At 66.8% G+C, this 205-nt stretch carries 1 protein-coding gene; it reads right to left on the bottom strand.

What is annotated here, in order from left to right; translation table 11 throughout:
• A partial coding sequence (locus ACZ9W6_RS17765; protein WP_465192506.1) for an Ig-like domain-containing protein occupies positions 1 to 205 on the bottom strand: 205 nt, incomplete at both ends.

The following is a 205-nucleotide window of genomic DNA, read 5'->3' on the forward strand; positions in this document are numbered from 1 at the left end:
CTGCTGGTAATGCTCCAGTTGCCCGAGCCATCGGCAGTGGAGGTGCCCAGCAGGGTGCTGCCATCCGTGTCGTAGAGCTTGACGGTAGCGTTGGCCTCACCGGTGCCGGTGATGACCGGTGTGTTCACCTTGGTCAGTCCATCGCCCAGGATGCCGCTGTCCGAACCGGCGCTGAGCGTCGACGTGGACGGGGCCGTCGGGGCGG

Source organism: Vogesella lacus, from assembly GCF_979366295.1.